Source organism: Nocardia sp. NPDC003183 (assembly GCF_053590715.1).
In genome coordinates this window covers 654316-678748 of the sequence record NZ_JBSFTG010000002.1, presented here as the reverse complement: position 1 = coordinate 678748, position 24433 = coordinate 654316, and the positions used below count along the sequence as shown (strand labels likewise).

At 68.9% G+C, this 24433-nt stretch carries 16 protein-coding genes; 7 read left to right on the top strand and 9 right to left on the bottom strand.

The window, feature by feature from the left end; genetic code table 11:
• Window positions 1-49: 49 nt before the first annotated feature.
• The 4 genes from ACWDXS_RS10905 to ACWDXS_RS10890 form a co-directional block, all read right to left on the bottom strand.
• The gene (locus ACWDXS_RS10905) at window positions 50-6142 is read right to left on the bottom strand and encodes an amino acid adenylation domain-containing protein (protein WP_449964425.1); all 6093 of its coding nucleotides are present in this window, start codon (window positions 6140-6142) and stop codon (window positions 50-52) included.
• A gap of 438 nt (window positions 6143-6580) precedes the next feature.
• Window positions 6581-7492 (bottom strand): lysophospholipid acyltransferase family protein, encoded by a 912-nt coding sequence (locus ACWDXS_RS10900; RefSeq protein ID WP_449964422.1) that lies wholly within the window; start codon window positions 7490-7492, stop codon window positions 6581-6583.
• A gap of 46 nt (window positions 7493-7538) precedes the next feature.
• Window positions 7539-8357 carry a GNAT family N-acetyltransferase gene (locus tag ACWDXS_RS10895; RefSeq protein ID WP_378991558.1) on the bottom strand — a complete coding sequence of 273 codons (819 nt, stop codon included), beginning with the start codon at window positions 8355-8357 and terminating at the stop codon, window positions 7539-7541.
• 249 nt (window positions 8358-8606) lie between these two features.
• A complete protein-coding gene (locus ACWDXS_RS10890) occupies window positions 8607-9959 on the bottom strand; it encodes an NAD(P)/FAD-dependent oxidoreductase (protein ID WP_449964418.1) in 1353 nt (450 codons plus the stop codon).
• A gap of 145 nt (window positions 9960-10104) precedes the next feature.
• On the opposite strand from ACWDXS_RS10890, the gene ACWDXS_RS10885 reads away from it, so the two are divergent.
• Window positions 10105-10959 (top strand): LysR family transcriptional regulator, encoded by an 855-nt coding sequence (locus tag ACWDXS_RS10885; protein ID WP_378633279.1) that lies wholly within the window; start codon window positions 10105-10107, stop codon window positions 10957-10959.
• 20 nt (window positions 10960-10979) lie between these two features.
• Here ACWDXS_RS10885 and ACWDXS_RS10880 read toward each other — a convergent pair whose 3' ends face one another.
• The 4 genes from ACWDXS_RS10880 to ACWDXS_RS10865 all read right to left on the bottom strand — a co-directional run bounded on the left by ACWDXS_RS10880 (window position 10980) and on the right by ACWDXS_RS10865 (window position 15563).
• Window positions 10980-11960 (bottom strand): aminoglycoside phosphotransferase family protein, encoded by a 981-nt coding sequence (locus tag ACWDXS_RS10880; RefSeq protein WP_449964414.1) that lies wholly within the window; start codon window positions 11958-11960, stop codon window positions 10980-10982.
• 35 nt (window positions 11961-11995) lie between these two features.
• Window positions 11996-13576: a protein kinase domain-containing protein gene (locus tag ACWDXS_RS10875; RefSeq protein WP_449964410.1), complete on the bottom strand. Its 1581-nt coding sequence runs from the start codon at window positions 13574-13576 to the stop codon at window positions 11996-11998.
• A 207-nt stretch (window positions 13577-13783) separates the two neighbouring features.
• Window positions 13784-14740 carry an electron transfer flavoprotein subunit alpha/FixB family protein gene (locus tag ACWDXS_RS10870; protein ID WP_378633270.1) on the bottom strand — a complete coding sequence of 319 codons (957 nt, stop codon included), beginning with the start codon at window positions 14738-14740 and terminating at the stop codon, window positions 13784-13786.
• 37 nt (window positions 14741-14777) lie between these two features.
• Window positions 14778-15563, bottom strand: coding sequence for an electron transfer flavoprotein subunit beta/FixA family protein (locus ACWDXS_RS10865; protein ID WP_067449214.1), 786 nt, complete (start codon window positions 15561-15563; stop codon window positions 14778-14780).
• A gap of 187 nt (window positions 15564-15750) precedes the next feature.
• Between ACWDXS_RS10865 and ACWDXS_RS10860 the strand changes: the two genes are divergently transcribed.
• The 5 genes from ACWDXS_RS10860 (at window position 15751) to ACWDXS_RS10840 (ending at window position 21931) form a co-directional block, all read left to right on the top strand.
• Window positions 15751-16539, top strand: coding sequence for a class I SAM-dependent methyltransferase (locus ACWDXS_RS10860; RefSeq protein WP_449964406.1), 789 nt, complete (start codon window positions 15751-15753; stop codon window positions 16537-16539).
• Window positions 16536-18080: a 1,4-alpha-glucan branching protein domain-containing protein gene (locus tag ACWDXS_RS10855; RefSeq protein WP_378991551.1), complete on the top strand. Its 1545-nt coding sequence runs from the start codon at window positions 16536-16538 to the stop codon at window positions 18078-18080. Before ACWDXS_RS10860 ends, ACWDXS_RS10855 begins: the two co-directional genes overlap by 4 nt.
• The gene (locus ACWDXS_RS10850; RefSeq protein ID WP_378991550.1) at window positions 18077-19330 is read left to right on the top strand and encodes a glycosyltransferase family 4 protein; all 1254 of its coding nucleotides are present in this window, start codon (window positions 18077-18079) and stop codon (window positions 19328-19330) included. Before ACWDXS_RS10855 ends, ACWDXS_RS10850 begins: the two co-directional genes overlap by 4 nt.
• A gap of 178 nt (window positions 19331-19508) precedes the next feature.
• Window positions 19509-21449, top strand: coding sequence for a TerD family protein (locus tag ACWDXS_RS10845; RefSeq protein WP_449964402.1), 1941 nt, complete (start codon window positions 19509-19511; stop codon window positions 21447-21449).
• A gap of 119 nt (window positions 21450-21568) precedes the next feature.
• Window positions 21569-21931: a SpoIIAA family protein gene (locus ACWDXS_RS10840; protein ID WP_387447215.1), complete on the top strand. Its 363-nt coding sequence runs from the start codon at window positions 21569-21571 to the stop codon at window positions 21929-21931.
• Between the two features lie 38 nt (window positions 21932-21969).
• Here ACWDXS_RS10840 and ACWDXS_RS10835 read toward each other — a convergent pair whose 3' ends face one another.
• A complete protein-coding gene (locus ACWDXS_RS10835; RefSeq protein ID WP_387447214.1) occupies window positions 21970-23268 on the bottom strand; it encodes a putative glycoside hydrolase in 1299 nt (432 codons plus the stop codon).
• Window positions 23269-23500: 232 nt separating this feature from the next.
• On the opposite strand from ACWDXS_RS10835, the gene ACWDXS_RS10830 reads away from it, so the two are divergent.
• Window positions 23501-24433: a polysaccharide deacetylase family protein gene (locus tag ACWDXS_RS10830; protein ID WP_449964398.1), complete on the top strand. Its 933-nt coding sequence runs from the start codon at window positions 23501-23503 to the stop codon at window positions 24431-24433.

Below are 24433 nucleotides of genomic sequence, written 5' to 3'. Positions count from 1 at the left end.
ATTCCCGCAGGAGCCCGGTGCTCCTGCGGGAACCTCGGCGAGCTCCCGCTCACGCGTGCGTGAGATGGTCCGCTCCGGGCGCCGGGAAGAAGCCGATGTCGATGTAGTGGTCGAAGTAGCGGGCGATGACCGCGGCGTCGACCGCGGGGAACTCGATCGGCAGGCCGCGGAAGGGTTCGGCGGGGGCCGATTCCACGCGGGTGAGCACCGCCGCCGGATTCGCCTTGGCGAGGGCGGCCGCGTAGTTGCCGCTCAGTGCCGAAGCCCGCGCCAGGATGGGGTCCGCGTCCTGGCGTTCCGCCGCGGTGGAGAGCTGGAGGCCGAATTCCATCGGGTCGATGAAGTCGAAACGGTAACCGCGACTGCGGATCTCCTCGTAGACGACTTGCAGCGGCACCTGCGCGCCGGAGGCCCGGAAGATGTTGCCGATGGCCGCCGCCTGGCGAGATCGGCTGACGATCCCCGCCGCGACATGGTCGACCGGGGCCATCTCGATGGCGATCGCCCGCACATCGACAGCCACCCCGAGCACCAGCATGGACCGCAACATCGTCCACCAGGCGTCCTCGGCGGGGGCGACGCCCGTGCGGGAGTCGCCGGTGATCAAGCCGGGGCGGTAGACGGCGATGGGAACGCCACGCTCGATCGCGGCGTGCACGAGCTGCTCGGCGACCCACTTGGTCATCGCGTAGCCGGGCAGACCCGCGGGCACCCCGTTGTCCTGCGGGACCCCCGCCAGCACCGACAGGGTCGACACATAGTGGATCGGCTTGACCCTGGTGGTGGTGGCCAGGCGCAACACCTCGGTGGTGCCGCAGACATTGGCCGCTCGCATCCGTGCGTACGGTTCGAGGTGGTTCACCAGCGCGCCGTTGTGATAGATCGCGTCGGCCCTGGCAGCGAGTTCGGCGAAGCGCAGTGGGTCCATGCCGAGGTTCGGCTGCGCGAGATCGCCGGGGACGCCGACGATTCGGTCGCGATAGGGCCGCAGATCGATGCGGTACTTCGCGGCGGTGGAGACCACGCGATCCACCGCGCCCGCGTCATCGGTGGCGCGGACCAGGCAGTGAACGGTCGCCGACGTCTGTTCGAGGAGTTCGCGCAGCAGGAAGCTGCCGAGGAACCCGGTGGCGCCGGTGAGCAGCAGCGTGGCCGGTGCGCCGGTGCGCTGGGGCGCGCAGCCGGTGAGGTCGATCGACGGGTCGAGGATCGCGTCCACGGCCGGATCAGGACCGGCGGCCGAGGCCGACGACTCGTCGCGCAACGCCAGCGCCAGGTCGCTGACCAGCGGATAGCTGAACAGCAGGCGCAGCGGCACCTCGATGCCCAGTTGCTCGGCGAGGGTGGCGCGCACCCGGATCGCCGCGAGCGAGGTGCCGCCGAGGACGAAGAAGTCGTCGTCACGGCCGACCCGTTCGAGGTCGAGTACTCCGGCGATCGCCGAGGCGACGATCTGCTCGTCGGCGGTGGCCGGCGCCTGGTATTCGCGGATCTCCACAGCGGGCGCGGGCAGCGCCTTGCGGTCGAGCTTGCCGGTGGCACCGAGCGGGAACTCGTCGAGCACCACCAGACGGTGCGGAATCATGTACGGGGGCAACAGGGTTCGAATGGTCGCCAGCACCTCGACGGTGTCGACCGACGCGTCGAGGGGTGTCACGTAGCCGACCAGCTGTTCGTGATGCACCGCGACCGCCGCGCCCGCGACCGCCGGATGCGTGCGCAGCGCCGCCTCGATCTCGCCGGGTTCGATGCGCAGGCCGTGCAGTTTGAGCTGAACGTCGGTGCGGCCCAGGTAGGTCAGGTCACCGGACGGGAGTCTGCGCACCAGATCGCCGGTGCGGTACATGCGCTCGCCGACGGGACCGTACGGGTCGGCGACGAATCGCTCCATCGTCTTGCCGGGGCTGCCGAGGTAGCCGCGAGCCAGTTGCGCACCGGCCAGGTACAGCTCGCCGGGCGTGCCGACCGGCACCGGCCGCAGCCGCGCGTCGAGCACGTAGGCACGAGAATTCCAGTGCGGCAAGCCGATCGGAACGATGCCGTCGCCCACCTCGGTCACATCGGCGCCGGTGATCGACACGGTGGCCTCGGTGGGGCCGTACAGATTGTGCAGACGACCCGCGGTGACGGTGGTGAAGCGTTCGATGGTGGCGTTCGGCAGCGCCTCACCGCCGACCCACACCGCGCGCAGCGAACGCAGGGCGCCGGTGGGCGCGGAATCCAGCAGCATCTGCAGGACCGAGGGCACGATGGTGGTACCGGTAACACGATGGCGGGCAACGAGTTCGGCGAGGTAAGCGGGATCGGTGAGCCCCTGCGTGGCGGCCACGATCATGTGCGCACCGGCGCGCAACGGGGAAGCGAAACCGATCATCGAGGCATCGAAGGTGAACGGAATCGACTGCAGGACAGTGTCGGACTCCCCCACCCCGTACTCGCCGACCATGAACGCGGCCTGGTTGACGATCGCCGCGTGCGGAACGCCGACGCCCTTCGGCTTGCCCGTCGAACCGGACGTGAAGATCACATATGCCAGGTCGAGGGCGTGCAGGGAACGCAGCCGGTCGGCGTCGGTCAGCCAGGCGTCCGAGAAGTGCGACAGCGCGACCCGGTCCACCTCCACGACCGGCAGTCCGTCGGCCGTGATCGCGTCGCCGGTGGTGGTCAGCAGGCAGACCGGCTGTGCGGCGGCGAGGATGTCGGCGCGGCGTTCGGCGGGCGAATCGGGATCGAGCGGCACGTAGGCGCCACCGGCCGCGAACACGGCGTACATGGCGACGACGAGATCGATCGACGGCCGAATCGCCACGCCCACCGTGCTTGCGGGGCCGACGCCGTCGGCGACCAGCAGCCGGGCCAGCCGGTTGACGCGCCCGGCCAGCTCGCCGTAGGTCACCGTGACCTCGTCGAAAGTGACCGCGGGTGCGTCCGGACGATGCTGGGCGCGGGCCTGGAACTCGTCGAGCAACGTCGCGTCGGAGACGAGCCGGAGCTCGCCGGAGGGCTCGGTCAGCTCGGCTTCCGTCAGCACCGGCAGGTCGCCGACCGGCCGGTGCGGCGCGGCGACGGCCGCGGCCAGGAGCCCGGCCAGCCGGGCACCGAGCGTCGCCATGGTCGAGGCGTCGAACAGGTCGGTGGCGTAGCGCCACGAGCAGCGCAGACCCGCGGGTCCGTCACTGTCCTCGAGCGGAACAACGGTGAGCTGGAGATCCACCGGTGCCGCTTCCTCGCCCAGATCCACCGCCGACACCGTCAGCTCGGGCAGTTCGAGGCGGGTGGCGCCGAAGTTCTGGAACGACAGCGCCACCTGGTACAGCGGGTGGTGTGCCTGGGTGCGCGGCGGATCCAGTTCGGCGACAAGGCGTTCGAAGGGCACATCGGCGTGGGCGAAGGCGGCCAGATCGATATCGCGAACCCGATCGAGCAGGGCCGCGAAGGATTCGGCGGCGTCGACGCGGGTGCGCAACACGATGGTGTTGACGAACATGCCGACGAGATCGTCGAGCTCGGGTTCGCCACGGCCCGCGACCGGCGCGCCGACGGTGACATCCTCGGTACCGGCGACCCGCGCCAGCAGCACCGACAGCGCGGCGCGCACGACCATGAACAGCGAGGCATTGTGTTCGCGCGCCAGGGTTTCCAGCGCGGCGTGCACCTCGGCGGGCACCGCGAAGTCCTGTGCGGCACCGCGAGTTCCCGCCACCGGCGGACGCGGCCGGTCGGTGGGCAGCTCGAGCAGGGCCGGGGCACCGGCGAGCGCGGTGCGCCAGAACCCGAGCTGTTCGGCCAGCAGCGAGTTGGCATCGTCTGCCGCGCCGAGCATTTCCTGCTGCCAGAGCGTGTAGTCGGCGTACTGCACGGGCAACGGTGCCCAGCCGGGCGCCGTACCGGCGGCACGAGCGGCATAGGCGGTCATCAGGTCGCGCGTCAGCGGGCCGAGCGAGAAGCCGTCGGTGGCGATGTGGTGCACGACCACCGCCAGCACATGGTCGGTCGCGGAGAGCCGGAACACGGCCGCGCGCACGGGAACTCGACGGCACACGTCGAATCCGCCGAATGTCAGCCTGGCCAGTGCGCCCGGCAGATCGGCTTCCGTGATCGGGTCGACCAGCACGTCGAGGCCGGCCTGCGCCACGGGCAGCACCTGCTGGAAACCCGCGCCCTCGTGCTCGGGGTACACCGTGCGCAGCACCTCGTGGCGTTCGAGCACGTCGTCGAGTGCGGTGGTGAGCGCGACAGTGTCGAGCGGGCCGGACAGCCGCAGCGCGACCGGGATGTTGTAGGCGCTGGAGTCGGGATCCAGCCGCGCCATGAACCACATGCGCTGCTGGGCGAGCGACAGCGGGACGTGCGCACCACGTTCGCGCCGGGTCAGCGGTACCCGCGCCGACGCGGCACCGACCAGCGCGTCGAGGGCACCGGCCAGCTCGGCCACCGTGCCGTGCTCGAACACGGTGCGGGCCGGTACCCGCACACCGACCGCGGCACCGAGCCGACCGGCCAGCTGGGTGGCGAGCAGCGAATTGCCGCCGAGAGCGAAGAAGTCGTCGCCGCGCCCGATCGGGTCGGCGCCGAGCAGTTCGGCGAAGACCGCGGCCACGGTGCGCTCGGTGTCACCGCGCGGCTCCTCGAACTCGCGGGCGGCGAGTTCCGGCGCGGGCAGTGCCCGGTGATCGAGCTTGCCGACCGGCGTCAACGGCACCTCGTCGAGCACCATGATCGCGGCGGGCACCGCGTGCTGGGGCAGGCGCCGCTCGGCCAGCCGGATGAGTGCCGTCGTGTCGATCGTGGCACCCGCGGCCGCGACGAGGTAGGAGACGAGCGCGCTCTCCCCGCTGGGCAGCGTCCGGATCAGCGTGGCGGCGAAGCGCACCGTGTCGTCGGCGGCGAACAGCGCGTCGATCTCGCCGAGTTCGATGCGGAAGCCACGCAGCTTCACCTGCGCGTCGGTGCGCCCGAGGAATTTCAGGCCGACCCCGCCGGGCACGGGAACCCACTGCACCAGATCACCGGTGCGGTAGAGCCTGCCGCGACCGAGCGGGTCGGCGACGAATCTGCTCGCGGTGAGCCCGGCGCGATCGTGGTAACCGCGGGCCAGACCTTCCCCCGTGAGGTAGAGCTCGCCGGGCACCCGATCCGGAACCGGGCGCAGGCGGGCGTCGAGGACCAGTGCCGTCATCCCAGGGATCGTGTCGCCCATGGTGATCACGTCGTCGGCGGTCAGCCGATCGCTCATCGCGCAGACGATGGTGGTCTCGGTCGGGCCGTACACATTGAAGAACGCGCGGCCGGGCGCCCACCGTGCGATCAACTCGGGCGGATAGGCCTCACCGCCGACGGCGAGCGCGGCCAGTTCCGGCAGCGCCGCCGGGTCGAGCCCGGCCAGGGCGGCGGGCGTGATGAAGGCGTGGGTCACCCGTTCGGCGCGCAGCAGTTCGGTCAGTTCGTCGCCACCGTAGACATCGGGCGGCGCGATGACCATTGTCGCGCTCGCGCCGATCGCCAGCAGCATCTCCAGCATGCTGGCGTCGAAGCTGGGCGAGGCGAAGTGCAGGGTGCGGGAGGCGGGGGTGATGCCGAAGCGGCGGACCTGTTCGGCGCACAGCCCGGCCAGACCGGTGTGGGTGACCGCGACCCCCTTGGGGACGCCGGTCGAGCCGGAGGTGTAGATGATGTAGGCGAGGTCGTCCGGGGAAAGCCTGCGGACGCGTTCGCCCGCGCTCACGGGTTCGTCCGACATCGCGGCGCATTCGACGCCGAACTCGTCGGAATCGAGGGCGAGCCACTGGATCCCGGCGTCGAGCCGGGCGGCGTCCGCCGCCGTGGCCAGCCCGAACGCAGCACCGGAGTCGGCGAGCATATGGGCCACCCGTTCGGCCGGGTAGCGGGGATCGACGGGCACGAAGGTGGCGCCGGACTTGGCGGCCGCCCAGACCGCGACCACGGACTCGATCGAGCGGGCCAGCGCGAGGACGAACCGGTCACCGGGGCCGAGGCCGCGGGCGATCAGCACCCTGGCCAGACGCGACGACCACTGGTCCAGTTCGGTGTAGGTGAGGGTCTGCCCGGCAAATCGCAATGCGGGCGCCTCGGGGGCACGCTCGACGGCGGCCAGCAGGAGGCGCGGCAACGTGGACGTCACGGGCGCGCGGCGGATTCGACGCGCGGCGCGACGGCGTACGCCAGAAGCTTGCTCAGTCACCGGAAAGGCTTCCCTTCACCATGGATCACCCTTGCGATCGCACATCTCGACCATCGCCTGGACTCTCGGCTACACGGGGTATCGGAAAAATCCTGCGTGACGGTACCGCAAATATCTCATCAATTTCGGCGCAGTGGCAATTTGATCGTTTCAACGTACACACCAATGGGTATAGCCGACTGGCCAGTTTGTTACACAGCTCATACGCAGGTCATACGCAGGACGAAGCATCTCCGAGCGGACATGAGCTTTTCACATTCCCACTATTTGTCGGCCCGTCGCCGACCTGCACGTCCGTGACGATTCTTCCGACACAGACGACAAAACCGGAGACCGCGAACGCGGTCTCCGGCAGTCGATGATTGCGGCCGAGAATGGTTACCAGGCAGTAGCCCTCGCCGGTCGGCGAACCTCCCCCTGCTCCCCCATCGAGGGGTCCTGCACGCGGGTATTGCCCGCTTCGATCCACTGGGTGTCGGCCACCCCGTGGCGGGAACGGTCGGTGCCCCGCACCGCCGCCTCGCAGCGCCGGGCCAGATCCCGGCGATCCAGTCCGGGGTGTTCGAGCGGCTCGAGCACGATCTCGGCGATCATGCCCTTGCTGCGCAGCACTCGCTTCGCGGAATCGGCGAAGGTGTCGGTCCCGACGAAACCGGGTACGGTGCACGGCATTCCGTCACTGTCCAGGTACCGCAGCCGCACCGGCTGGACCGGGGTGGTGGTGTCGACGGCGGCCTGGAACATGGCGGGCCGCATCGAACCGTAGGCCCGGCCGCACCAGGTGGTGCCCTCGGGGAAGACAACGATCCGGTTACCGGCGGACAGCCGGTCGGCCACCTGCCCGACCACGCCGGGCAGTTCACGCAGTCGCGCCCGCTCGATCGGGATGACGCGAGTGAGCTTGGCGAGTTTGCCCAGCAGCGGCCACTCGACCATGTCGGCACGGGCCACGAAGCTGACCGGCTGCACCGCGGCCAGCGCCACCACATCCGCCCAGCCGATGTGCCCGGCCACGATCATCACCGCGGTGCCGGTGTCGGCGAAACCCTCCGTCGAGGACTGCTCGGGAATCCGATTGTCGATGATGCGTAATCGCATCCCGAGGCAACTCAGTGCCGCCCTGGCGTAACGGCGCTGCAACTGCTCGCGCCGCGACTTCGGGGTGGCCACGGTCAGTACCGGGAAGCTGAGCACCAGCCCGGCCATTCCGGCCAGCCGGGCGAACATCCTGGCGGTGCCGACCTCGTCGATCGGCTCGATGCAGCCGGACCCACAGGGGCTCGACGGCATCCACGAATGAGAGTGCGTTGCGAGCGGCGCGTCGAACACCATGGGTTTACTTCCCGTCGAAATTGGCGGCCGCGCTCTGCAGCCGCTCCAGGTACCGGGTGTTGATGGTTTCCATGCCGAGCAGCGCGACGAAGTCGGCGACGGCGAAATCGGGATCGTGGGCCGGTTCGCCGCAGATCTCGGCGCCGAGGCGCAGGTAACCGCGCAGCAGCGGCGGCATCTTGGGGCGGCTCGGCGGGGTCATCTGATCGAGGGAGAGTCCGTCGACGACGACCGGGTTGTACGGGTGCACCCGGCGCTCGGGGTCGCACGCGTGGCGGCCGAGCAGCTGGTCGCGCACGCCGCGCACGTTCACCCCGGCCGGATCGGTCGGGGAATCGCGCATCGGCACCGACACACAGCCCATCACCCAGTCGTATCCGGTGAGCTGGATGTAGTGCAGGATCCCCGCCCACATGAGGGTGAGCACCGAGCCGTTGCGGTGATCGGGCACCACGCAGGCCCGGCCCATCTCGACGATCCGGTGACCGGTGGGATCGAGCTGGGTCAGATCGAACTCGGTGGCGGTGTAGTAGCCGCCCGCCGCGTCGACCTTGTCCGGCGGCAGCATGCGGTAGCAGCCGACGAACTGTTCGGAGAACTCGTCCCGAACCAGCAGGTGGTCGCAGTGCTCGTCGAACTTGTCGGCGTCGAGGCCGGTGGCGTTCTCGGGCATCTGGAAACCGGGTTCGGAGGCGAACACCTGATAGCGCAGTCGCTGTGCGGCTTCCCGGTGCTCGGCATCAGACGCGACGACCAAGGAGTACCGAGATTTCCCCACCCCGGAGTCCGGCGCCGGGGCGGTCAACACGGACGAAATTGTCATACTGCTGATGAAGCCAGTCCGAGCTGGCATCGGAGCGACGCTCCAGTGTCGTGCCGATGCCCGTTCGGTGAACGAGATGGGCGTCACACCGGGCGTTTACCGACCCGCTGCCCATCGTTCGCCCACCTGCGGGTTTCTAGCCGAACACCACCGATTTCGGCGCTGGACCCGCTTCGCGATCGGGTATTTCGAGCATTGCGAAAACGACAACGGCCCGCCGATTCCTCGGCAGGCCGTCGCAGGGGCGGGTCAGGCGTTCACCCGCTCCTTGGTGGTCGCCGCGACGGTGTCGTCGGCGCGATCGGCGTCCGCCGACTCGGCCTTCGCCGGTTCAGCCTTCGTCGGCTCGACCTTCGCCCGCTCGGCCTCAGCGCGCTCGGCCTCGTCGAAACCGGGGCGAGCCGTCCCGATGAACGCGACCAGCCACCCCGCCACCGCGGCGAACCGGTTGCGGAAACCGACCAGATACATCAGGTGCACGGCCAACCACATCGCCCAGGCGATGGTGCCCTTGAACGTCACGCGCTCGTTGAGCTTCACCACCGCGCTGAAGCGGCTGATCACGGCCATGCTGCCCTTGTCCCAGTAGACGAACGGCGTGCCCGCGGCCTTCTTGCGACGGATGATGTCGGCGGCGTGGCGACCCTCCTGCATGGCGACCGGCGACTGGCCGGGGTAGCCGTTGAGCGAGGTCATGTCGCCGATGGCGTAGATGTCGGCGTGGCCGCCGACGGTCAGGTCGGGGTTGATCAGGATGCGGCCCGCACGGTCGGTCTCGGCGCCCGTCGCCTCGGCGAGCAAGGTCGCGAAGCCGCCGACCTGCACGCCCGCCGACCACACCACCGTCTCGGCGGCGATCCGGCGCTCCATGCCCTCTTTGTCCTTGACCGTCACCTTGCCCTCGTCGATGTCGGTGACGAAGGTGCCCAGCAGCACCTCGACGCCGCTGTCGGTGAGCGAGCGTTTCGCGTATTCCGAGAGCCCGCCGCCGAAGGGCGGCAGCACCTCGCCCGCACCCTCGACCAGGGTCACCGAAACCTGCTGGTGGAAGTGCCGCTTCGCAAGTTCCTTGATCTGGCCGGCCACCTCGACACCGGTCGCGCCCGCACCGACCACCACGAAGCTGAGCAGGCGGTGCCTGGTCACCTCGTCGGCATCCTCGGCCAAGGCGAACACGTGAGCGATCTGGTCGCGCAGGCGCTGGGCGTCGTCGATGGTCTTGAGCGAATAGGTCTTCTCGGCGAAGTCGTCGCGGCCGAAGTAGCTCTGGCTGGCGCCGGTGGCGGCGATCAACGAGGCGTAGGCGATCTGGCGGGGACCGTCGGCGGTCTCGTAGGTGAGGACCGCGTTCTCGGCGTCGATACCGGTGACCTTGCCGAGGCGGACGTCGATCTCGGGGTGGCGGCGCAGTACGTTCTTGATCGGCGGCGCGATCTCCTCGGGCGCGAGCACGCCGGTCGCCACCTGATACAGCAGCGGCTGGAACAGGTGTTCGGGCGTGCTCGAGATCAGCACGACACCGACTCGTGACTTGGCCAGTTGCTTGGCTGCGGCCAGGCCTCCGAAGCCCGAGCCGACGATGACGACATCTGTGTGTTCCATGATCACTCGCTCCAAGATCGCGTTCCAGATCGGTAATAAGTCCTTTCCTATGAGTAAACGCGATGCGGAACGAAGATGTTTCCACTGCCTGGGCGCATAATAGAGATGACTCTTATCTGTATGACTAATCAATGGGAGGTACCTGGTGGAACTTCGACAGTTGGCCTACTTCGTGGCCGTCTGCGAGGAGCTCAGTTTCAGCCGCGCGGCCAACCGCTGCTTCATCTCCCAATCCGCGATCAGCCATCAGATCGCGAGACTGGAACGTGACCTCGGCGCGCAACTGTTCGAGCGCACCACCCGCGCCGTCGTCCCGACCGACGCGACCTCGCGCCTGCTGCCACTGGCCAAGCAGATGCTGAGCCTGGAATCGGCGATCCGTGCCGCCGTGCGCACCACCGGACCGCGCATTCGCCTGGCCGCGAACATGTCTTTCGCCGCGCCGTCGCTGTCGGCGATCGCCACCGCGCGGGCCGCCCACCCCGACGCCGAGATCGAATACGTGATCAAACCCTTCCGTCAGCGGATCACCGCGGTGGCCGACGGCGACTGCGATCTGGCGCTGATCCGCGGCAGCGTCGAACAGCCGGGCCTCGCGGTGGAACAGCTGTGGGTCGAGGACCTGGTGATCGCCATCTCGAGCAATCATCCGCTGGCCGAACGCGGCGCGGTCACCCTCGCCGATCTGAGCCCCTACCCCCTGCTGCTCCCGCCCGAGCAGGAGCAGGTGTTGTTGCACACACTGATCCGCTCCGCCTTCGCCGACCTCCCGACCGGACCCACCTTCGGCCCGCCGATTCCGCCCGATCACACCGCCACGATGGAACTGCTCAACCGCCCCGAGTCCTGGACGATCCTCTACGAGGGCCCCACCAAGGGCCTGCTCACCCTCGACCTCACCGACCACCGCCTGCGCATCCCGGTGTCAGCGGTCCTGCGCGAGGACGCCCGCGAGAACCCGATCGTGCAGACCCTGCTGGATGCGCTGCACCGCCCCTGAGTCGTGGTGGCCCCGGCGGTTCAGGTCGGGTCGCCGGATCGCCATGGGTCGCCTGCGAGCGCCGTCGCGACCGCCACGTGCAGTGGCAGAGTGTCGTCGTCGCCGTCCTCGACCGACCAGACGATCTCCTCGATCGCGCGCACGAAGGCCCAGGCGCCCGCGCGGTCGATCGGAACATCGAGGTGACGCGCGGTCGTGACGACGACGGCGCGCGCGTGTTCGGGGGTCGGCGTCGTCTGGACCTGGATCATGATCAGGAAGCCCGCGTCGAAGGCGGCTTCGCCGAGGCAGGGTTTCGGATCGATCAGCAGCCACGGTTCACGTTCGGCGGCCACGATATTGCCGAGATGGGTGTCGCGGTTGACGATCAGCAGTTCACCGGCCGGCTCGCTCAACTCGGCACACCTGCTCAATGCCCGTTCTCGCAGCAGCGGTGAGAGGTGTTCGGCCAGTGCGGGTTCCGGATCGGCCAGCCGCGCACGGAGACCTGTCACGACGTCGGTGGCCATGGGCAATTCCGGGAAACCGGCGGGAACCGCGGTCCGGGGACGCCGCAGTCGGCGATACAACCCGCAGGCGAACGCCACCTTGTCGGCGTTCTCCGGTCGCCCCTCCAGGCTCGGGAACCCCGGCTGGGTGAGCAATTCCGTGCCCGGACGGGCCCATTCGAGCAGCATCGCACCGCTGGCCGGGTCGAAATCGAGCAGCCGGACCGCACCGTCGCCGGCATAGCTGTGCAGCGCAGTGGCCTCGGCGACGTTCTCCTCGTCGACCATCGGCACCTTCAACACCACCCATGCCCCGCCCACGCGCCGCGCGGCCGCCACATAGGCGTGCGTTCCGCCACCGAACGGCGCGGAGAACTCGGTCAGCCCCCACCGAGCGGCCAACCCCGCCACCACCTCGGGCAACGCGTCGATCCACCGCGCCCCGGCCGCACCGAACACCGCGCGAACCGTCTCCTCGACCGAAGATGGCAGCACCACACGCCCAGACGACATCAGCCCACCCTACTGATGGCCGCCTGCACCGCGGGTCATCGCCAACGACTCGCGCGCACCGCCTTGCGATAGCGGATCCAGCGCCCGGTCGACGATGATGCCGCGAAACCGACCAGCGCCGCCGCGAGGACGAACACCGCGGCACTGGCGGCGGTGGCGGCGTAGACCTCGCCCACCGCGGACCCGATGACCCCGAACAGCGCGAAGAGCCCGACGAGCACCGCGGTGACGATCGACATGACACGACCGGCGGTGCGCGCGCAGAGCAGTAACACCGCGCCGCTGCCGGTGAACGCGACGACGACGGTGAGAATCGCGATCGCGATGAACGACCCGCTCGGATCCTTGCCCCGGTCGATCTCGTCGAGGGTTTCGGTGATGCCGTAGATCAGGAAGGCCGCGATCGACAGACTGAACAGCAGCGTCACGATGCCGACGAAGAACGCCGCGGCCTTCGACGGCTCCGGGCCGCCGACCGGGGCCTGGTACCACTGATTGCCCGCCACCATCGGGTACATCCGCGGATCACCCACCGGCGCACCGTATTCCGCGCGCCCCCAGCCGGGTTGTGGGTGCCCACCGGCGCCCTGCGCCTGCGGGCTGTGCTGCTGCACCTGTTCACTGTGACCATGCGCCGGGAGGACGGGCTGCTGCGGATGTCCGCCGGAGCCGTGCCACTGCCGGGCGGGATCGGTCCACGGTCGCTGCGCGTGTTCACCGGATCCCGGGACCTGGTGCGCGGGGTCGGTCCACGGCCGGCGCACGGTCGGCGCGGCGACATGCCTGCCCTCGAGCGCATCCCGGATCGCCTCGGTGAATTCCGTTGCGCTGCCGAACCGCTCGTCACGCCGCTTGGCCATCGCACGGGCGATGACGTCGTCGACCGCGGGCGGCAGATCCGTTCGCACCGTGGTGAGTCGCGGCACCGGGTGCGACAGGTGTCCCGCTACCACCTGGCCGGGGTTGGTCGCGGTATAGGGCGGATGCCCGGCGTACATCGCGAACAGGGTGCAGGCCAGCGAGTACTGGTCGCTGCGGTGATCGACGATCTCACCGGAGAGCTGCTCGGGCGAGGCGTAGGCGAGGGTGGCGGTGAAGGTACCCGTCGCCGTGAGCTGAGTGTTGGCGGTGGCCACCCGGGCGATCCCGAAATCGGTGAGTACCGCCCGGATTTCACGACCGTGTTCGGCGTCGGCGATCAGGATGTTGCCCGGCTTCACGTCACGGTGCAGCACTCCGTGTTGGTTGGCGTAGTCCAGTGCCGACGCCGTTTCCCCGATCAGGCGCGCGGTGACCCCCGGCTCGTGCGCACGCGAATCCCACGTGGCGGCATCGGTTCCGCGAATGAACTGCATCGCGATCCACAGATACCCGTCATCGCTGCCACGGTCGTACACCCCGACGATACTCGGATGATCCAGCTGCGCGACAACATCGGCCTCCCGCTCGAACCGCCGCTGCAATTCCTGATCGGCCGAGAACTCCCGATTCAGCAATTTCAGCGCGACACTGCGCGGCAAGCGAGGATGCTCGGCCAGATAAACCGTGCCCATCCCCCCTTGCCCGAGCACCCGCTCCAAGCGATATCCAGCGAAGCCCGCCCCCGATTCCAACACGACTCGCACGCTACCCGCCCTCGGCGAGGTCCACCGAAGTACCTGCGCCACACGCCTTCGCGACAGTGGCCGACTCCGCTCGATGTTGCGAGGTCGACCGCTCAGCGCCCCGTGCCCGGTCGGGGAAACGGCAACGGCCCGCGAAACCGGGCTGCGCTGGCGCAGGAACGGGTTTCGCGGGCCGAGGTCGAACCGACCGGGTGGTGATCAGCCCTTGTGGGACTTCACGGCTTCGGTCAGCTGCGGGGAGACGTTGAACAGGTCGCCCACGATGCCGTAGTCGGCGATCTCGAAGATGGGTGCTTCCTCGTCCTTGTTGACAGCGACGATGGTCTTCGAGGTCTGCATGCCGGCGCGGTGCTGGATGGCGCCGGAGATGCCCAGTGCGATGTAGAGCTGCGGGGAGACCGTCTTACCGGTCTGACCCACCTGGAACTGGCCCGGGTAGTAGCCCGAGTCGACGGCGGCACGCGAGGCGCCGACAGCGGCACCCAGCGAGTCGGCCAGCGCCTCGACGACCGAGAAGTTCTCGGCGGAACCGACACCGCGGCCACCGGAGACCACGATGCTCGCCTCGGCGAGATCGGGGCGGTCGCCACCGACGATCGGGTCACGCGAGATGACCTTCACGACGCCGTCTTCCTGCGCCGGAACCTCGACGACGACCTGCTCGCCCGCGCCGGCCTGCGGAGCGGCCTCGATGGCGCCGGGGCGCACCGAGATCACCGGCACGTCGCCGGTGGCCTTGGCCTCGACGGTGAACGCGCCACCGAAGATGGAGTGCACAGCGGAGCCGTCAGCGTTGACGCCGATGACGTCGACGAGCAGACCGGAGCCGATGCGCGCGGCAAGGCGGCCCGACACCTCCTTGCCCTCGGCGGAGGCGGCGACCAGCACGGCGGCGGGCGCGGCGGAATCGACCAGGCCGGCCAGGACGTCGACCTTCGGGGTGACCAGGAAGCCCTCGATGTCGTCGGACTCGGCGACATAGATCTTCTCGGCGCCACCGGCGGCCAGCGCGGCGGCCAGCTTGTCGGCGGTACCGGCGGGACCGGTCACGACGGCGGCGGGCTCGCCCAGCGCACGGGCGGCGGTGAGCAGTTCGGTGCTGACCTTCTTCACGGCACCGTCGGCGTGCTCGATGAGCACAAGTACTTCAGCCATTAGTTCTTTCTCCTTGGAAGTCTCGGACGGCGCCGGATCAGATGATCTTCTGACCGATGAGGTAGGACGCGATCTGGTTGCCGCCCTCGCCCTCGTCCGCGATCTTCTCGCCCGCGGTGCGAGCCGGCTTCGGGGTGGCACCGGTGACCTGGGTGCCCGCGTTGGCGACACCGACGGTCTCCGGGTCGACGCCCAGATCGGCCAGGGTGAAGACCAGAACTTCCTTCTTCTTCGCGGCCATGATGCCCTTGAAGGAGGGGAAGCGAGGCTCGTTGATCTTCTCGGTGACCGAGACGATCGCAGGCAGGGACGCCTCGAGCTTGAAGACACCTTCGTCGGTCTCCCGCTCGCCGGTGATCTTGTCGCCGTCGACGGTGAGCTTGCGCAGGTGCGTCAGCTGCGGGATGCCGATGTACTCCGCGATGATCGCGGGCACGGCACCGGCGCGGCCGTCGGTGGCCTCGTTACCGGCGATGACCAGCTCGACACCCTCGACCTGGCCGAGCGCGGCGGCCAGCACGTAGGCGGTCTGCACGGCGTCGGAGCCGTGGATCGCCGGGTCGTTGATGTGGATGGCCTTGTCGGCGCCCATGGACAGCGCCTTGCGGATGGCCTCGTTGGCGCGGTCGGGACCGGCGGCCAGCACGGTGACCTCACCGCCCTGGGCCTCCTTGATCAGCAGCGCTTCCTCGACGGCGCGCTCGTTGATCTCGTCGAGCACCGCGTCGGCGGCCTCGCGGTCGAGGGTGTAGTCACCATCGGTCAGCTTGCGCTCGGACCAGGTGTCGGGGACCTGCTTGATGAGTACGACGATGTTCGGCATCGGTCTTCGTCGACCTCCTTCTGGGGACACGTGTGTGGTGGGGCCGCACGAGCTGAGCCGTACGTCCGTGTGAGATATCTAGCTCAGATCGGAACACTACCCTACGCTAAGTTACTCGTGGGTAACCTACCTGCGCAAGAGGTCCCTGACTCCTGCGTGAACCGGCGGTACCAGTAACCTCGGACCAATGAGCGAGGCTGTGATCCCTGCCGCACCCGTGGCCGCCACACATGAACCACTGCCGTTGACCGGCGAGCGGACGGTGCCCGGCATCGCCGAGGAGAACTACTGGTTCCGTCGGCACGAGATCGCCTATGCCCGCCTGCTCGATCGGTGCACCGGCAAGATCGTGCTCGAGGCGGGCTCGGGCGAGGGCTACGGCGCCGACATGATCGCGGGCGTCGCCCAGCGCGTCACCGGTCTGGACTACGACGAGAGCGCCGTCGCGCACGTCCGCGCGCGCTACCCGCGCGTGCAGATGATCCAGGGCAACCTCGCCGCGCTGCCTCTCGACGACGAGTCCGTCGACGTCGTGGTGAATTTCCAAGTCATCGAACATCTCTGGGACCAGGGACAGTTCCTGCGCGAGTGCCTGCGCGTGCTGCGCCCCGGCGGCGTGCTGCTGATCAGCACCCCGAATCGGATCACCTTCTCCCCCGGTCGCGACACCCCCCTCAACCCGTTCCACACCCGCGAACTCAACGCCGCCGAGCTGACCGAACTGCTCGTCGAGGCCGGGTTCACCGTCTCCGAGATGCTGGGCGTGCACCACGGCGCGAGCCTGAAAGCGCTGGACGCCAAGCACGGTGGGTCGTTCATCGACGCCCAGATCGAGCGCGCGCTGGCCGGTGAGCCGTGGCCCGCCGACCTCACCGCCGACGTCGCCGCCGTCACCATCGATGATTTCGACCTGTGCGCGGGCGATATCGACGCGAGCCTGGATCTGGTCGCGATCGCCGAAAAGGCACCACGTTGACCGATTCCCGCTCCGCCGTGCCGGGCCAGTTCACGCTGGTCCTGCACTCCCACTTGCCGTGGCTCGCCCATCACGGGCGCTGGCCGGTCGGCGAGGAATGGCTCTACCAGTCCTGGGCCGCGTCCTATCTGCCGCTGGTCAAGGTGCTGAAAAATCTTGCCGCCGAAGGCCGTTCGCATCTACTGAGTCTCGGCATCACACCGGTGCTCGCCGCGCAGCTCGACGATCCACACTGCCTCGCGGGCATGCACCATTGGCTGGGCAACTGGCAGTTGCGCGCCGACGAGGCGTCGATGTCGGGGAATGTGGCGCTGGGCCGTCACGAACATCGGCTCGCCGCGACCGCGCTGGCCGATTTCGAACAGAACTGGCAGCACGGCGGTTCGCCGGTCTGGCGTTCGCTGATCGACGCCGACGCGATCGAACTGCTCGGCGGACCGCTGGCGCACCCGTTCCAGCCGCTGCTCGATCCGCGCCTGCGCCAGTTCCAGCTCACCGAGGGCCTGGCCGACGCGCGCCTGCGCTGGGGCACCACACCGACCGGCATCTGGGCACCCGAATGCGGCTACACGCCCGGCATGGAACGGGGCTACGACGCCGCGGGCATCACCCACTTCATGGTCGACGGCCCTTCGCTGCGCGGCGACACCTCGCTCGGCAGGCCGGTCCGCGATTCCGAGGTCGTCGCCTTCGGGCGCGACCTGGCCGTGAGTTACCGGGTCTGGTCGCCGAAACAGGGCTACCCGGGCCAGAGCGCCTACCGCGATTTCCACCACTACGACCACGCGACCGGGCTCAAACCCTCGCGCGTCACGGGCAAGACCGTCGACGGCCCTGACAAGGCCCCTTACGATCCCGAACTGGCGGCCGAAGCGGTCACCCGCGACGTCGCCGACTTCGTCGAGACCGTCCGTGCCCGGCTGATCGAGGAGTCCGCGCGGATCGGCAGGCCCGCCCTCGTGGTGGCCGCGTTCGACACCGAGCTGTTCGGGCACTGGTGGCACGAAGGGCCGCAGTGGCTCGAACAAGTGCTGCGCGCGCTGCCCGAAGCGGGGGTGAACGTCGGCACCCTCGCCGATGCCCGCGAGAAGGGCTTCGTCGGCGAACCTGTGCAGCTCAACGACTCCTCGTGGGGTTCGGGCAAGGACTGGCGGGTCTGGGCGGGCGACCAGGTCGCCGACCTCGTCGCGCTCAACGCCGACATCGTTCGCCTGGCCTTGGACACCCTCGACAAAGTGCGCCGCGACGGATCCCTGCGCGACCCGGTCGCCGATCAGTTGCTGCGTGAGGCGATTCTCACGGTGTCCAGCGACTGGGCGTTCATGGTCAGCAAGGACTCCGCCGCCGGGTACGCGCGCGATCGGGCGCACGAACACGCGCACGCCGTCCGGGAGCTCGCCGAGGCGATCGGCGCCGGTCAGTTCGCCAAAGCGACCCGTCTCGCGGCAGGATGGGCGATGGCCGACGGATTCTTCCCTGGTCTGGACGCGCGGCGGTTGCCGACCGTCGTCCCGTCGGCCGCCGCTGAAGGATCCGCATGAAGATTTTGATGGTGTCGTGGGAGTACCCGCCGGTCGTGGTCGGCGGGCTCGGCCGGCATGTGCATCACCTGGCCGTCGAGCTGGCCGCGGCCGGTCACGAGGTCGTGGTGCTGGCCCGCCGCCCGACGGGGACCGATTCGGTCACTCACCCCACCCACTCCTACATCGCCGACGGCGTGCTCGTCGTCGCGGTGGCCGAAGACCCGCCGTGCTTCGACTTCGGCGAGGACATGCTCGCCTGGACACTGGCCATGGGGCACGCGATGGTGCGTGCCGGGGTAGCGCTCGGCAAACCCGGCGTCGGCGAGGGCTGGACGCCCGATGTGGTGCACGCGCACGACTGGCTCGTCGCGCACCCGTCCATCGCGCTCGCCGAGTACTACGACGTGCCGCTCGTCTCGACGATCCACGCCACCGAGGCCGGGCGCCACAGCGGCTGGGTGTCGGGCCGGGTCAACAAGCAGGTCCACTCGGTGGAGTGGTGGCTGACCAACGAGTCCGATCAGCTCATCACCTGCTCGACCTCCATGCAGGACGAAGTCGACCGGCTCTACGGGCCCGAGCTCGCGCCGATCACGGTGATCCGCAACGGCATCGACGTCGGCTCGTGGACCTTCCGTTCCCGCGCGCCGCGCTCCGGCCCGCCGCGCCTGCTCTACGTCGGCCGCCTCGAGTACGAGAAGGGTGTGCAGGACGCGATCGCCGCTCTCCCCCGCATCCGCCGCGCCCACCCCGGCACCACGCTCACCGTCGCCGGTGTCGGCACCCAGTTCGAGTGGCTGCGCGAACGCGCCCGCGTGCACCGCGTCGCCCGCGCGGTCCACTTCGTCGGCAGCCTCGGCCACGACGAACTCCTCGGCTGGCTGCACGGCGCCGACGCCATCGTCCTGCCGAGCCGCTACGAACCCTTCGGCATCGTCGCCCTCGAGGCCGCCGCCGCGGGTGTCCCCCTGATCGCCTCCACCGCAGGCGGTTTGGGCGAAGCGGTGATCGACGGCGTCACCGGCGCGTCCTTCGCCCCCGCCGACATCGACGGCCTGGTAGACGCCACCCGCGCCGTCCTCGACGACCCGTCCACCGCCCAGGCCCGCGCCCACACCGCCCGCGAACGCCTCACCGCCGACTTCGCCTGGGACGTGGTAGCCGCCGAAACCGCCCAGGTCTACACCGCCGCCAAACGCCGAGTCCGCACCTCCCTCGGCCGCCCGGACATCGTGGAAAGACCCCTACCGGAACGCGATCCGAAGTAACCCACCCCTTTCCATTCGGGCGATCATTCAAACGTGATCCGTGTAACAGAGTAGGTTTCGCCGCCGACAACCCTCGGCACCGTCATGCCATCGCGGTGTGCGCCAAGGGGGTCAGCGAGCGGGTCGGCTGCATCAGCCTTGCGACTGAACGCCGACCTTCGAAGGGTGAACCGCCACTGTGTCGTCTCCGCTGCTGTCCAAGGGCCAGAACATTCCGCTTCCCGAGGATGTCGACCGCGTCGACATCGTGATCGGCTGGCCGGAACCCGAGACCGAAGTCGACGCCTCCGCGCTGCTACTCGGCGCCGACCGGCACGTCGGGTCCGATGCCGACTTCGTCTTCTACAACCAGACCGAATCACCCGACGGCTCAGTATGTTTCCTCGGAACGAGTGCCACCGAGGAAGGGAAGCAAGCCAGGATCTCGATCGACCTGTCGGCGGTTCCCGTGCACGTCCACACCATCGCCTTGGCGGGCAGTGTCGGTGAGGGGACATTCGGTGCGCTGGGCAAACTCGCGTTCCACGTCATCGATCCGGCCGGGCATTCGCTGGCCGAATATCTCACCGCCGACGCGGACACGGAGTCGGCATTCGTCTTCGGCGAGGTGTATCGGCGCGACGGCAACTGGAAGGTGCGGGCTGTCGGGCAGGGCTGGGAGTCGGGCCTGACCGGGCTGGCAACCGATTTCGGGGTCACTGTCGAGGACCCTGCGCCAGCGCCCGCTGAGCCGGAAGTCGTTGTCCCCGAGACCCCCGCCGTGCAGACACCGTCGCGCGGAGTAGCGACCGCCAAGCGCGTGGTGCGCAAAACCAAGCCGATCGAATTCAGGCAGGCCGAATCGGATACGTGGCAACCCGCTCGGTTGTTCTCGGTCATCGGGGTCGGCGCGGGCGAGGAACAGGAACGGCGCACCACCTCCGCACTCATCGCCACCATGCAGGCCGTACGTCCGTTCGCCCGGGCCATCTGTGCCCGAATGGGCGCGCCCGCAGGGGCTTTCGAGGGCTATCTCGAGGTGCAGTACGAATCGGGCGATACCAAAGTCATCCCGGACGCGGTGTTGAAGGTGAGTCGCGGTGCCAAGCAGTGGACCGGGCTGCTGGAAGTGAAGACGGGCAACGGCAAGCTCCGGCGAGATCAGCTGGAGAGCTACCTCGACGTCGCGCGGCGAAAGAAGTACGACGCCGTCGTCAGCCTGTCCAACGACATCCCCGCCGGACCGGGCGAACTACCCGTCCAAGTCGACCGCCGCAAGCTGACGAAAGTGGCACTGCGCCACCTGTCGTGGGCCGAAGTGGCCCACGAGGCGCGCATGCTCACCACACACGGTGGCATCGACGACGCACTGCAAGCCTGGATTCTCGCCGAATTCCTGCGCTTTCTCGATCATCCCCGTTCGGGTGCGGCCGAGTTCGTCGACATGGGCAGACACTGGGTCACCGTCCGTGACGCCGTGACCCAGGGAACACTGCGGGCGGGTGACGCGAAAGCACTGACGGTCGCCGACACGTGGGTGTCGCTGTGCAGGCATCTCGCGCTGCGACTCACCGCCGAACTCGGTGTCGAGGTCAAGCATGTCCTCGCCCGCAAGTTCCACGCCGATCCGGCGGTGCGGGCCGCCGCCGTCGCCGAACGGCTGGCCACCGACGGTTCGTTCGAGGCCGTCCTGCGCATCCCCGACACCGCCGGCGACCTCACCGTCATCGCCGATGTGCGGACGAACAAGGTCCGCTGCCGCACCACCATCGCCGCACCCGACGAGGGCACCCAGGCCCGCCGGGTGTCGTGGCTGACCAGACAGCTCACCGATGCGCCCGGCCGCGTCCAGGTCGAAGCCGTCTTCGCCGAGCGTGGCAACGAAACCTGCGAATTCCTCGACACCGTTCGCACCACCCCCAAGTCGCTCATCGACGGCCGCACCAGCCCGATCGTCTCGTTCACCCTCGAACAGACCTTCCCGATGGGCAACAAACGCTCGGGCACCGCGGCCAGCTTCATCGCCAGCGTCACCACGGCCACCGACGCCTTCTACGGCGCGGTGATGCAACCGCTGCGTGAGTGGGTCCCCGCGGCCCCGAAACAGGCCGGCCTGGACCCGACGGAAACAGCCGAGTAGTTCGATGGCCGCTCGGAGGAGGTTCTGGGCGGTTCATCCGCGATGGGTGAGGCGGGGGGCGGTGGGGCGGGTCTAGGGTCGCGGAGTCTGGATCTATGTCTTCGAGTCGAGGAGAGCCGATGCCTTTGCAGCCGATTTCTGATCTGCCCGCGGCGACCATCGGGTTCCGGGCCAGTGGGACGGTGACTGCCGACGACTACGCGACGGTGCTCGATCCGGCGATCAGGGAAGCCGTCGAGCGGGAAGAGCCGGTCAATCTGGTGTATGTGCTCGGCGAGGACTTCGACAGGTATTCGCTGGGGGCGATGGCGAAGGATCTGGAGTTGGTGAAGGTGCCGCGGGATGCGTGGGGGCGGATCGCGCTGGTCACCGATCATCGGATGTTGGGCGAGGCTGTGCATCTGTTCGGGTTTCTGATCCCGGCGCAGGTGCGGGTGTTCGCGCTGGCCGACGAGAGCGATGCGCTCGCCTGGGTGCAGTGAGCGGCGCGGCGTCGGCTCGGCAGGCACCCTGCTCCGGCTCAGGCCGGTTGGAGGCCGCCGCCGTGGTAGCGGGTGGCGGCGTTCCAGAGGAAGAAGCTGTCGATGCCCGCGTCTCGGGTGGCGTCGATCTGGGCGCGGAGTTCGGCGTCGCCGTAGGTGACGCCGAGGCTGAAGTCCTGGAGCCACGGGGCCACTTTCGCGCCGGTGCCCGCCGTGGCCGCCGTGAAGTCTTGCAGTGAGCGGAAGATGATGTCGTAGGGCTGGGCGTTGGGGTTCGCGACGCCGTATTCGCCGGGGCCCCAATGCGACGGGTAGATCATGGGCGCCACGAAATCGACGCTGCGGGCGATGAGCGGGATGTCCTGGGCGATCTCGTCCGGGCGGGTGGAGGCGATTCCGTAGACCGCGGCGCTCAGGTGCGCGCCCGCGAGGTGCACGGGGTAGCGGCTCTCGGCGAGGAAGCCCGCGACCGCGGCGGCGGGGGTGTCGGTGAGGCCGGTGAAACGCATGCTGTTCAGGCTGCCGTCGGGGCGGCGGACGTAGTCGTACATGATGCCGTCGAAGCCGAGTCGCGCTGCCTCGACCGCGAGATCGATGTTGTATCCACGCACGTCGGGGTTGGCGAAATTGGTGAAGGCGATCGGGCCGTAGTGGCTGGAATAGGGTTGCCCGGAAGGATTCTGGACAACCCAGTCGGGTCGGCCGTTGTGCCAGGCCCAGCCCGCGAGAGTCGGATCGCGGAATGCGACGATGCGCCCGACCACCCGCAGGCCCATATCGTGCAACTGCCGCAGAGCTGCCGGGGCATCGTAGATCGCCGCGGCGGCACCGGATTCGAGGGCGAGCGGCACCTGGGAGGCGTAGCCGATCACGCCGTCCTCGTCCTTGATATCGAGCTGCACGGTATCGATACGGCCCTCACGGGCAAGATCGAGAACAGCTTCGCGCAGTCCCTCGTGCGACCAGGCGTGCGCGGTGACGTGCACCGCGCGCATCCTCGGTAGCGTGCTCGACGTGACCGCGGTGCTGCTGGTCTGATTGCCGTCGGCGTCGGTCGCGACGACCTCGAAAGCGGGGGCCCATCGCACCGAGAGTTCGAATGTCCCGTCCGCGGCGGGGACCACCGAATCGGGGCCGATGGACACGCGAGCCGCGTCGATGGCGGTGCCGCGCACCACGACCGGCGCGCGATAGGAGCTCACCGGATCGGTCGGTGTCATCCGCAGCGTCGGCGGCACGGTGTCGGCGACGGTCGATTCCGCGGATCTACTCAGCGCGAATCCGGCTACCAGGGAGACCACCAGCGACGCGAGGGCGACACCGATAACGGGAGCCATCCATCGCCGTCGATCGGCCGATCGGAGCTGCCATTCCACCGTCAACACCGCCTTTCAAAACCATTGACACGCCAACTATTTCGCAGTTCCGACGCGGCGTACTCGGTATCGATAGATCGACTGTAATCCGTCGCCGCGGCGTAATATCGCATTGATGATGGGCGGTTCGAACACAATGTTTCGGCTCGTGTCGGCGGCAGCGCTGGCGGCCGCACTCACAGCCTGTACCGCAGTGAACAATGCCGCGGTTCCGGCGCACACGACGGTGCCGGTGACGACGGCGAAACCGGCACCGCCGAATCCCGCCGAGATCGCCGCCAACGAACTGGGATTCGTCCCGGTCCTGATGTATCACCAGATCACCCCGAATCCGGCAGGCGAATACGACCAGACCCCGGCGGAATTCCGGGACGAACTCGAACGGCTGTACCGCGAGAACTACCGTCCGGTCACCGCCGCGCGATACATCTCCGGCGACCTCGACCTGCCCGCCGGTACCCACCCGGTGGTACTCACCTTCGACGATTCCACCGGCAGCCAACTCGGCTTCACCGACACCGGCGCGGTGGCACCGGACAGTGCCGCGGGCATTCTCACCGAGTTCGGGGCCCGCTACCCCGACTTCCGCCCGGTGGCCACCTTCTACGTGAACAACGAGCCGTTCGGGGCAGACCCGCGCGCGCTGCCGTGGCTGGTCGCGAACGGCCACGAAATAGGCGCGCACACAGCCGATCACGCCAACCTCGCGAGCCTGGACGCCGACGGCGTGCAACGCGAACTGGTGCAGAACGTGCGCGCGGTGACCACGGCGGCGCCCGGAGCGGCCGTGCGCACCATGGCGCTACCGCTCGGCATCCATCCCCGCGACCACGCACTGGCCACGGCAGGCCACTGGGACGGCACCTCCTACCGCTTCGACGCCGTGATGCTGGTCGGCTCCAACCCCGCCCCCGCCCCCTACGGCGCGGTCGACCCCGGCGGGGTGCCGCGCATCCGATCGGGCCGGGGTGCGGTCCCGTTCGATTCGGCCTATTGGCTGGACTGGCTCGCCGCGAACCCGGACCAGCGCTATACCGCCGACGGCGATCCGGCGCGCATCTCCTTCACCCGGCAGCGCGCGACGGAACTCGACGCGCGCTGGCTGGACCGAGCCAACCCGTACTGA

Bases quoted from the DNA above. Each gene is read 5' to 3' on its own strand.
- ACWDXS_RS10865 (WP_067449214.1), bottom strand. From the start codon at position 15,563: ATGCCGAACATCGTCGTACTCATCAAGCAGGTCCCCGACACCTGGTCC.
- ACWDXS_RS10880 (WP_449964414.1), bottom strand. From the start codon at position 11,960: ATGTCGTCTGGGCGTGTGGTGCTGCCATCTTCGGTCGAGGAGACGGTT.
- ACWDXS_RS10895 (WP_378991558.1), bottom strand. From the start codon at position 8,357: ATGACAATTTCGTCCGTGTTGACCGCCCCGGCGCCGGACTCCGGGGTG.
- ACWDXS_RS10850 (WP_378991550.1), top strand. From the start codon at position 18,077: ATGAAGATTTTGATGGTGTCGTGGGAGTACCCGCCGGTCGTGGTCGGC.
- ACWDXS_RS10900 (WP_449964422.1), bottom strand. From the start codon at position 7,492: ATGCCGTCGAGCCCCTGTGGGTCCGGCTGCATCGAGCCGATCGACGAG.
- ACWDXS_RS10840 (WP_387447215.1), top strand. From the start codon at position 21,569: ATGCCTTTGCAGCCGATTTCTGATCTGCCCGCGGCGACCATCGGGTTC.
- ACWDXS_RS10860 (WP_449964406.1), top strand. From the start codon at position 15,751: ATGAGCGAGGCTGTGATCCCTGCCGCACCCGTGGCCGCCACACATGAA.
- ACWDXS_RS10835 (WP_387447214.1), bottom strand. From the start codon at position 23,268: ATGGCTCCCGTTATCGGTGTCGCCCTCGCGTCGCTGGTGGTCTCCCTG.
- ACWDXS_RS10890 (WP_449964418.1), bottom strand. From the start codon at position 9,959: ATGGAACACACAGATGTCGTCATCGTCGGCTCGGGCTTCGGAGGCCTG.
- ACWDXS_RS10870 (WP_378633270.1), bottom strand. From the start codon at position 14,740: ATGGCTGAAGTACTTGTGCTCATCGAGCACGCCGACGGTGCCGTGAAG.